The organism is Streptobacillus felis, from assembly GCF_001559775.1.
Classification (GTDB): domain Bacteria; phylum Fusobacteriota; class Fusobacteriia; order Fusobacteriales; family Leptotrichiaceae; genus Streptobacillus; species Streptobacillus felis.
In genome coordinates, this window is record NZ_LOHX01000146.1 from 1 (window position 1) to 295 (window position 295).

At 30.8% G+C, this 295-nt stretch carries 1 protein-coding gene; it reads left to right on the plus strand.

From position 1 onward, the window contains the following. A partial coding sequence (locus AYC60_RS02600; protein WP_231724614.1) for an NAD(P)/FAD-dependent oxidoreductase occupies nt 1-261 on the plus strand: 261 nt, incomplete at its 5' end. Nucleotides 262-295: the final 34 nt, after the last annotated feature.

A 295-nucleotide genomic window follows, 5' to 3' on the forward strand; every position in this document is an offset into this window, starting at 1 on the left:
AAGAGAGAAAGATATAATGTTTTAATTATTGGTGGCGGAAGTGCTGGAATTACTGCAGCAATATATTGTGGAAGAGCTAAATTAAAAACTTTAGTTTTTGAAAAAACATTAGTTGGAGGCTTAGCAACATATACAAGTGATATAGCTAACTACCCAGGTTTTCCAGAAGGAATAGGAGGGACAGACTTAATGAACTTCTTTCATCAACAAGCTAAAAATTTTGATGTAATATTTAAATTCACGGATGTTAAGTCTTTATAGTAAGATGAGGAAATTAAAGAAGTAGAAACATTTA